The following is an 8,277-nucleotide window of genomic DNA, read 5'->3' on the forward strand; positions in this document are numbered from 1 at the left end:
GTATTGCGGCGGATCCCGGGCGGGCGTAGGACTGTCGCACGGGAGGCGGGCGCGGATGCGGGGCCGACGTGCGGCGGCCGCCGGCGGGGAGCTCGTACGGGAGGGGCGGCTATGCGGACATCGCTTCGTTCGGTGCGCGGGGCGCGCAGCGCGCTGGCGCTCCTCGCGGCCGGGGCCCTGGCCCTGTCGGCCGCGGGGTGCGGCGACGGCGGGGACGACGGCGGGCCGCCGGGCCGGGGCGCGCCGGACGCGATCCGGCAGACGGTGGCGCTCCCGAAGCTGGGCGGGCAGAAGCTGAAGGTGACGGCGGTCTGGACGGGCGCCGAGCAGAAGGGCTTCACGAAGGTCCTGCAGGAGTTCTCCCGGCGGACGGGCGCCGAGGTGGCCTACGTGCCCAGCGGCGACGACATGTCCGCGTTCGTCGGCTCGAAGATCGCGGGCGGTGACCCGCCGGACGTGGCGATGCTGCAGCAGCCCGGGGCGCTGCGCGAGTTCGCGCAGAAGGGCTGGCTCAAGCCGCTGGGCGGCGAGGCCGCGGCCGAGCTGGGCAAGAACTTCACCAAGGGGTGGCAGGACCTCGGCTCGTACGGGGGCAAGCGCTACGGCGTCTACTTCAAGGTCAGCAACAAGTCCCTGGTCTGGTACAACACCGGCGTCTTCGACGGGGCCGGGGCGAAGGAGCCGAAGACCTGGCCGGAGTTCCTGAGCACCGCGCAGCTCGTCGCCGACTACGGCATCCCGGCGGTCTCGGTGGGCGGGGCGGACGGCTGGACGCTCACCGACTGGTTCGAGAACGTCTACCTTTCCCAGGCGGGCCCCGAGAAGTACGACCAGCTGGCGCAGCACCGGATCCCGTGGACGGACCCGTCCGTGAAGGACGCCCTGACGGCGCTCGGGCGGCTCTTCGGCGGGAAGGGCCTGCTGGCGGACGGCAACGAGGGGGCGCTGCAGACGCAGTTCCCCACCTCGGTCACGCAGACGTTCACCGGCGGGGAGGAGCCGAAGGCCGCCATGGTCTTCGAGGGCGACTTCGCGGCGGCCAACGTGGCCGGGGCCGGGGCGCGGATCGGCAAGGAGGCCAAGGTCTTCCCGTTCCCCGCGGTGGGGGCGAAACCGCCGGTGGTGACCGGCGGCGACGTGGGGGTGGCGCTGAAGGACGGCCCGGCGGCGCAGGCCCTGCTCACCTTCCTCGCCTCGCCCGACGCGGCGCAGGTGTGGGCCGGGCAGGGCGGCTTCCTGTCCGCGAACAAGAACCTGGACCTCGCCGCCTACCCCGACGACGTGCTGCGCTCGATCGCGCGGGCCGTGGTGGCGGCGGGCGACGACTTCCGCTTCGACATGTCCGATCTGGCGCCCGCCTCGTTCGGCGGCAAGCCGGGCCAGGGCGAGTGGAAGGCCCTCCAGGACTTCCTGAAGGACCCCGCTGACGTGGCGGGCATCCAGCAGCGGCTGGAGTCCGACGCGGCCAAGGCGTTCAAGAGCTGACGGGAGGCCCGCACGATGTCGACCGCAACCGCGGGCGGCGCTGCGGCCCCCGGGCCGCTCCGCCCCTCCGCACAGAAGACCAGGACCAGGAGCCTGCAGGGCACGCGTTTGTGGGTGGCCGCCGTGTTCCTGCTGCCCGCGCTGGCGCTGCTCGGCGCGCTCGTCGTCTACCCCATCGGCTACTCCGTGTGGCGCAGCCTCTTCGACGCGAGCGGCAACGGGTTCGTGGGCGTGGACAACTACCACGAGGTGTTCACGGACGACCGGATCCGTACGGCGCTGAAGAACAACGTCATCTGGGTGGTCGTGGCGCCGTCGGTGGCCACCGCCCTCGGGCTGGTCTTCGCGGTGCTCACCGAACGGGTCCGCTGGGGCACGGCGTTCAAGCTCGTCGTCTTCATGCCGATGGCGATCTCCATGCTGGCGTCGGGCATCATCTTCCGGCTGGTGTACGAGCAGAACCCCGACCGCGGCGTCGCGAACGCGGTGTGGGTGGGCGTCCACGACACGTTCTCGCCGCCCGCTCCCTTCCCCGGCGCGCACCCCAGGGGCGACGGGCTCCTGTCGGAGGCCCACGGCGCGTTCACGACGAGGGCGGTGGTGAAGGCGGGCAGCGCGACGGCGCTGCCACTGGTGGGGGCGAAGCCGGCGGACATGAAGGGCGCCAAGGAGGCCGTCCCGGCGCGGGACGTCGCCGGGAAGGTCACGGGAACGGTCTGGCGGGACTTCACGCGCGGCGGCGGTGGCACGCCCGGGAAGATCGACCCGGGTGAGAAGGCCCTGGAGGGCGTGACCGTGGAGGCGGTCAAGGACGGCCGGACCGTCGCCTCGGCCACCTCGGCCGCCGACGGCACCTTCACCCTGCCCGGCGCGGCGGACGGCGCCCAACTGCGCCTGCCCGCCTCGAACTTCGCCGCGCCCTACAACGGCGTCGACTGGCTGGGCCCCTCGCTCGTCACCCCCGCCATCATCGGCGCGTACATCTGGATGTGGGCGGGCTTCGCGATGGTGCTGATCGCGGCGGGGCTCGCGAGCGTGCCACGGGAGCTGCTGGAGGCGGCGCGGGTCGACGGCGCGAACGAGTGGCAGGTCTTCCGCCGGGTGACGGTGCCGCTGCTGGCGCCGGTGCTCGCCGTCGTCCTGGTCACGCTGATGATCAACGTGCTGAAGATCTTCGACCTCGTCTACATCATCGCGCCGGGGGCGAGCCTGGACAAGGCGAACGTGCTGGCGCTGCAGCTGTACCAGTCGTCCTTCGGCACGGACGTCAACCAGGGCGTGGGCAGTGCGATCGCGGTCTTCCTGCTGGTGCTCGTCCTGCCGGTGATGTACGTCAATCTCCGGCGGATCCGAAGGGAGCGGCAGCGGTGACGGGGGCGGCTGCCGTGACGGGAGCAGCTCCCGTGACGGGGGCGGCCGTCATGACGGGGGCGGCTGCGACGACCACGAGGGGGCGGCAGGGATGACCACGCTGGACACGGCCGTACGGGCCAGGCAGTCGCTTCCCGCGCGGATCGCCTCGCGGCTGGGCGGCGGGGCGGTGCGGTTCTTCCTCGTCGCCGTCGGGCTGTTCTGGCTGACGCCGACGGTGGGGCTCCTGCTGTCCTCGCTGCGGGACAAGCGGGACATCGCGGCGTCGGGCTGGTGGCAGGTCTTTGCCCATCCCGCCCAGCTGACCACCGACAGCTACAGCAAGCTCTTCCACAACGACACGGTGATGGAGTCCCTGGGCACCACGGCCCTGATCACCGTGCCGGCGACGGTGCTGGTGATCCTCGTCGGCGCCATGGCCGGCTACGCCTTCGCGTGGCTGGACTTCCCGGGCCGCGACTGGTGGTTCATGGCGGTGGTGGGGCTGCTGGTGGTGCCGGTGCAGGTGGCGCTGATCCCGGTGGCCAAGCTCTTCAACACGCTCGGCATCTTCGAGAGCACGCCCGGCGTGGTGCTCTTCCACACGGCCTTCGGCCTGCCCTTCGCGGTCTTCCTGCTGCGGAACTTCTTCGCGGAGATCCCCCGCGAGCTGCTGGAGGCCGCCCGGCTGGACGGGGCGGGCGAAGTGCGGCTCTTCCTGCGGGTGGTGCTGCCGCTGGGCGGTCCGGCGATCGCCTCGCTGGGGATCTTCCAGTTCCTGTGGGTGTGGAACGACATGCTGATCGCGCTGATCTTCGCGGACAGCGGGCACCCACCGGTCACGGTCGCCCTGCAGCAGCAGGTGCGGCAGTTCGGCGACAACATCGACATCCTCGCCTCGGGCGCGTTCCTGTCGATGGCCGTGCCGCTCGCGGTGTTCTTCGCCTTCCAGCGGCAGTTCGTGAGCGGGGTGATGGCGGGGGCGGTGAAGTAGCGGACGGCTCGCCGGGCAGCGGCGTGCCGCCGCCCTACCGGCGTACGTACAACTGCACCGATCCGCCCCGGACGAAGACCGCCGCCTGCCGCTCCTCCCGGCAGAACGCCTCCAGCGCGGCGGTCTTCGCGGACTCGGCCCGCCGGGCCCGGAACCACCGCGTGCCGACGGTGCCGGTGTCGCCTATCACCCACACCCGGCTTCCGGGCGGCAGCCGGGCCAGCCGGTCGCGCAGCGCGGCGGCGGCGACCTCCTCGCCGAAGAGCGTGCCGGAGGCGGCCGGTGACCTCTTGAGGGTGAGGTCGTGCAGACCGGTGAACTCCCGGGGATAGGCGAGGGCCACGCGCCGCTCGTACTGCGGCAGGAACAGCACCGCCTCCCCCGGCCTCGCCAGCCGGCCGGCGGCCGCCGCGACCGGGGCCAGCGCGTCGCCGCGGCTGGTGGGCAGGCGCTCGCGCTCGTGCAGCGGCAGCTGCACGGCGAAGGCGGCCAGCACGGCCGCGGCGCCGAGCGCCGTCACCGTGCGCCGCCACGGCACGAGGCCCAGGACCCGGTCCGCTCCGGCCGCGGCGAGCAGGGGCACGCCGGGCAGGCAGAACAGCAGGTAGCGGTCGAGGAACAGCGGCTGGTACTGGGCGGCGGCGTAGAGCAGCACGGGCGGGACGAGCGCCCAGGGCAGGGCGACCGCGGTGAGGCCGAGGGGCCCGCCGCGGCGCGGCGCCCGCCTCCCGCGCGCGGAGGCGAGGACGGCGACCGCGGCCAGGACGAGCACCGCCCCGAGGACGGGCTGCTCCGGACCAGCGAACGCCTTCAGCAGCGCTTCCGCCTCGGCAGGCCCCGGCGTGCGGATCCAGGAGACCTGCGCGCTCTGCCCCCGGGAGACGATCACCAGGGGTATCAGCAGCAGACACGTGCCGCCCGCGGCGCATCCCCAGCGCCGCCAGGTCCGCCACGGCACCCGGGAGAGCAGCAGCGTGACGGCGTGCGCGGCGAGGAGCAGGACCGCGAACTCGTGCAGGAGCGCCGTGCCGGCCATGACCGCGCCGTAGGCGGCCCACCGCCCGTACGAGCCGTGGGCGGCGGCGCGGACCAGCAGCCAGGTGCCGAGCGCGGCGCCCGCCGCGACGAGGGCGTACGAGCGGCCCTCCTGGGCGTAGTGGCCGGCGAAGGGGGTGACGGCGTAGAGGAGCCCGGCCCACAGGCCGGTGCGGGGCCGGGCGAGCCGGCAGCCCAGGGCGCCGGTGAGCGCGGCGGTGGCGGCGGACGCGGCGACGGACGGCAGCCGCAGCGCGATCTCGTCGGGGCGCACGGCGAGGACGGCGTGCATCAGCAGGTAGTACAGGCCGTGGACGGCGTCGATCGTGCCGAGCACGTGCCACATCTCGGGCAGGGACCGGCGAGCCACCTGGAACGTGGCGCTCTCGTCCCGCCACATCGTGCCCCGGTCCAGCCCCCACAGCCCGAGGAGGAGCATGACGGCGGCGGGGAGGGCCACGGCGAGGACGGCGCCGGGCGTGGGGCGGGCGCGGGCCGGAGGCGGCTGCGCGGCCTCCTCCGGTGTGGCGGTGCCGGGCGGCTCCAGCTCTGTCAGCCCCATCGCTCGCTCCCCTCCCCGGTCCTGACGGGCCGACCGGCTCCTGACCGCCGGCCGGTCCGGACACTCGGGCACACCCGGGCTTCCCAATGACCCGCTTTATACCTATTCATCGGTAAAACTGTCTTTCGTGACAGTGAACGAGAGCGGAACCCTGCCCGCCGCGCAGGTCGGCGTCATCGTCATCGGGTTCAACGACGCCGCGCACATCCGCGACGCCGTCCGCTCCGCACTCGCCCAGGGGCCGGTCGTCGCCGAGGTCATCGCCGTCGACGACGCCTCCACCGACGGCACCGCCGCGATCCTCGACGAGCTGGCCGACACCGACCCGCGCCTGCGCGTCGTCCACCGCGCGGCCAACAGCGGCGGCTGCGGCACGCCCCGCAACGACGGCGTGCGCGCCGCCACCGCGCCGTACGTCATGTTCCTCGACAGCGACGACACGCTGCCCGAGGGCGCCGCCGCCGCTCTCCTCGGCGCGGCCCTGCGCCACCGCGCCCCCGTGGCGGCCGGCCTGTGCGTGCGCCGCGAGCTGCCGCAGCGGCGCGACACCGGCTGGCAGCCCGCCCTCTACCGGCAGCCCGCCGTCTACGCCGGGCCCGAGGCCCGCCCGGCGCTCCTGCGCGACACCCTGTGCGTCAACAAGCTCTACGCGCGGGACTTCCTCACCGAGCACGGCATCGCCTTCCCCGAAGGACGCTTCATCTACGAGGACTTCGTCTTCACCGCCCGGGTGATGGCGGCCGCGCCGCGCGTGGCGACGGTGCCCGACACCGTCTACGTCTGGCACGTGCGGCGCGACGCCACAGCGCCCTCGATCTCCCTGGACCGCGAGCGCATCGCCAACTGGCAGGCGCGCGTGACCGCGCACCGGCGCAGCGTGGAGGTCTTCCTCGACGCGGGCAGCAAGCCGCTGGCCCGCGCCGCACGGGTGAAGTTCCTCGACCACGATCTGCGGATGTACGTCCGCGAGCTGCCCGCCCGCAGCGCGGGCTACCGGCACGCCTGGTGGCGCGTCACCCGCGGCTACCTCGCCGACTTCGACGAGGCCGAGCTGAGCGCCGCCCGGCCGCCGGCCCGCTGGATCGCCCGCGTCGTGCTGGCCGCGGACGCCCCCCGCGACCTGGAGCGGCTGGCCCAGCTCGCCGCCCGCCCGGCCCGGCTCCTGCCGCCGTACGCGCAGGACGCGGCCGCCGCGCCCGTCTGGTCGGCGGACCTGCCCCGGGCGGCCCTGGACGGCGTCCTCGGGCCGGGGGCCGTGCCGCCGCACCACCTGCCGGTGACCGTGGACGCCGAACTGCGCCTGACGGCCCGGGCCCGCGCCCGGCTGCGCCTGCGCGTCCACGACCTCTACGGGCGCCTGGCCACGATCCGGCCGGAGGCCGCGGAGGTCGAGCTGCGGCACCGCGAGGGCGGGCCCGTGCTGCGGCGGGCCGTGCCGCTGACGGACGAGGGCACGGCGTGGACCGCGCGCGTCGTCCTGCCGCTGTCCGTGCTCGCGGCCCGCGACCGGAGCGACGGCGCCGGCCCGTCGCGGACGTGGGACGTGCGCGTGCGGGTGCAGTGCGCGGGCGGGGCCTTCCGCACGACCGTGCGCGCCGTGGGGCGCGGCCTGCACCGCGCGGCGCTGCCGAGCCTGCGCCACGGCCTCCTGCTCGCCCGCCCCTACGCCACCGCGAACGGCTCCCTGGCCCTCCGCCTGGCCGCAGGCGCCCGGGGAGCCTGGGCGGTGGCAAGACGGACCTAGCCACCCCGCCCCGCCAGGGGCGCGGGGAACTGCGCGATCAGCCACGCACAGCCTGCAGCCGCCCGACCGCATGCGCGGCAGCCGGCTCAGCGCCCTGAAAGGGGCGCGGGGAACTGCGCGAGCAACCACACTCGACCCGCAGCCGCACTCCATGCTCATAACTCCCCCCAGTGGGCGAAACAGTCAGCGATCGATCTCGTCGAACAACGCCTCCCACCGATCCAGCACCGCATCCAGCCGCAACGGCGCAACATGCGCCCGCGCAGCGCCCCCGTACCGCTCACGGAGCGCCCCGTCCTCCATGAGCTCCCCGAGCGCCGCAGCGAAGGCGCCCACCTCGCCGGGAGGCACGAGCGTGCCCGTGCGCCCGTGCCGGACCAGCTCGCGCACACCGCCCGACAGGTCGAAGCTCACGCACGGCACCCCCGCGGCGGACGCCTCGGCGAGAGCCATCGGGCGGCCCTCGCGCTCGCTGGTGAGGGCGAGGACGGACAGCTCGGCGTACGCCGCCGCCATGTCCCGCACGCTGCCGCGGAAGCGGACGCGGCCGGCGATGCCCAGCCGCTCGGCCCGGGCGCGCAGCTCCGGCTCCAGCGGCCCGTCGCCGAAGAGGTGCAGCTCCCAGCCGGGCCGCCCGGCGCTCGCTTCGGCGAAGGCGTCCAGCAGCCGGTCCAGGCGTTTGACGGCCTCCAGCCGGCCTACCGCGCCGACGCGCCGGGTGTCCAGGGGGGCCCGCCCGGCGGGAGCGAAGGGCAGCGGGTTGGGCAGCACGCCGGCGTTGGGCAGGCGGCGGCGCCGGAACTCGGCGGCGTCCGCCTCGCTGAGGAACAGCGCCTTCTCCAGCGCGGGGTAGTGACGCAGGATCAGCTGGAGGTTCTCGGAGGTGCGCGCCTGGTGGAAGGACTCGTGGTACTGCCCGACGGCCCGCAGGTGGGACCGCTCGACCGGCTCCAGCCAGGCCGCAGCCCACGGCGAGCCGATGACGACCATGCCGTCGCGGACGGCCCGGAAGCGGTCGGCCAGCCGCTGCCGGGCCCGCTCCCGCTCCTGCCGCTCGGCCCGGGCCGCCCGCAGCCGGGCGGGGCTCAGCCGCTCGGCGAAGGAGAC

General features: G+C 74.7%; 6 protein-coding genes. 4 read left to right on the top strand and 2 right to left on the bottom strand.

All coding sequences use genetic code 11. The features are described 5' to 3' along the window. Positions 1-111: 111 nt before the first annotated feature. The 3 genes from ACSNOH_RS18310 (at position 112) to ACSNOH_RS18320 (ending at position 3,829) form a co-directional block, all read left to right on the top strand. Positions 112-1,485 (top strand): ABC transporter substrate-binding protein, encoded by a 1,374-nt coding sequence (locus ACSNOH_RS18310; protein WP_436722428.1) that lies wholly within the window; start codon positions 112-114, stop codon positions 1,483-1,485. 15 nt (positions 1,486-1,500) lie between these two features. Beyond that, the gene (locus tag ACSNOH_RS18315; RefSeq protein WP_436722429.1) at positions 1,501-2,856 is read left to right on the top strand and encodes a carbohydrate ABC transporter permease; all 1,356 of its coding nucleotides are present in this window, start codon (positions 1,501-1,503) and stop codon (positions 2,854-2,856) included. A gap of 91 nt (positions 2,857-2,947) precedes the next feature. Then, the gene (locus ACSNOH_RS18320; protein ID WP_436722430.1) at positions 2,948-3,829 is read left to right on the top strand and encodes a carbohydrate ABC transporter permease; all 882 of its coding nucleotides are present in this window, start codon (positions 2,948-2,950) and stop codon (positions 3,827-3,829) included. A gap of 34 nt (positions 3,830-3,863) precedes the next feature. Here ACSNOH_RS18320 and ACSNOH_RS18325 read toward each other — a convergent pair whose 3' ends face one another. After that, entirely contained in the window at positions 3,864-5,426 is a 1,563-nt protein-coding gene (locus ACSNOH_RS18325) for a glycosyltransferase family 39 protein (protein ID WP_436722431.1), read from the bottom strand. A 133-nt stretch (positions 5,427-5,559) separates the two neighbouring features. On the opposite strand from ACSNOH_RS18325, the gene ACSNOH_RS18330 reads away from it, so the two are divergent. After that, positions 5,560-7,170, top strand: coding sequence for a glycosyltransferase family 2 protein (locus tag ACSNOH_RS18330; RefSeq protein WP_436722433.1), 1,611 nt, complete (start codon positions 5,560-5,562; stop codon positions 7,168-7,170). Positions 7,171-7,353: 183 nt separating this feature from the next. Here ACSNOH_RS18330 and ACSNOH_RS18335 read toward each other — a convergent pair. Further along, the coding region (locus ACSNOH_RS18335) for a glycosyltransferase (protein WP_436722432.1) at positions 7,354-8,277 on the bottom strand (924 nt) is incomplete at its 5' end.

Origin of the sequence: Streptomyces sp. URMC 127 (assembly GCF_051386535.1) — a bacterium.
In the GTDB taxonomy this organism is placed as follows: domain Bacteria; phylum Actinomycetota; class Actinomycetes; order Streptomycetales; family Streptomycetaceae; genus Streptomyces.

Bases quoted from the DNA above. Each gene is read 5' to 3' on its own strand.
- ACSNOH_RS18310 (WP_436722428.1), top strand. From the start codon at position 112: ATGCGGACATCGCTTCGTTCGGTGCGCGGGGCGCGCAGCGCGCTGGCG.
- ACSNOH_RS18315 (WP_436722429.1), top strand. From the start codon at position 1,501: ATGTCGACCGCAACCGCGGGCGGCGCTGCGGCCCCCGGGCCGCTCCGC.
- ACSNOH_RS18320 (WP_436722430.1), top strand. From the start codon at position 2,948: ATGACCACGCTGGACACGGCCGTACGGGCCAGGCAGTCGCTTCCCGCG.
- ACSNOH_RS18325 (WP_436722431.1), bottom strand. From the start codon at position 5,426: ATGGGGCTGACAGAGCTGGAGCCGCCCGGCACCGCCACACCGGAGGAG.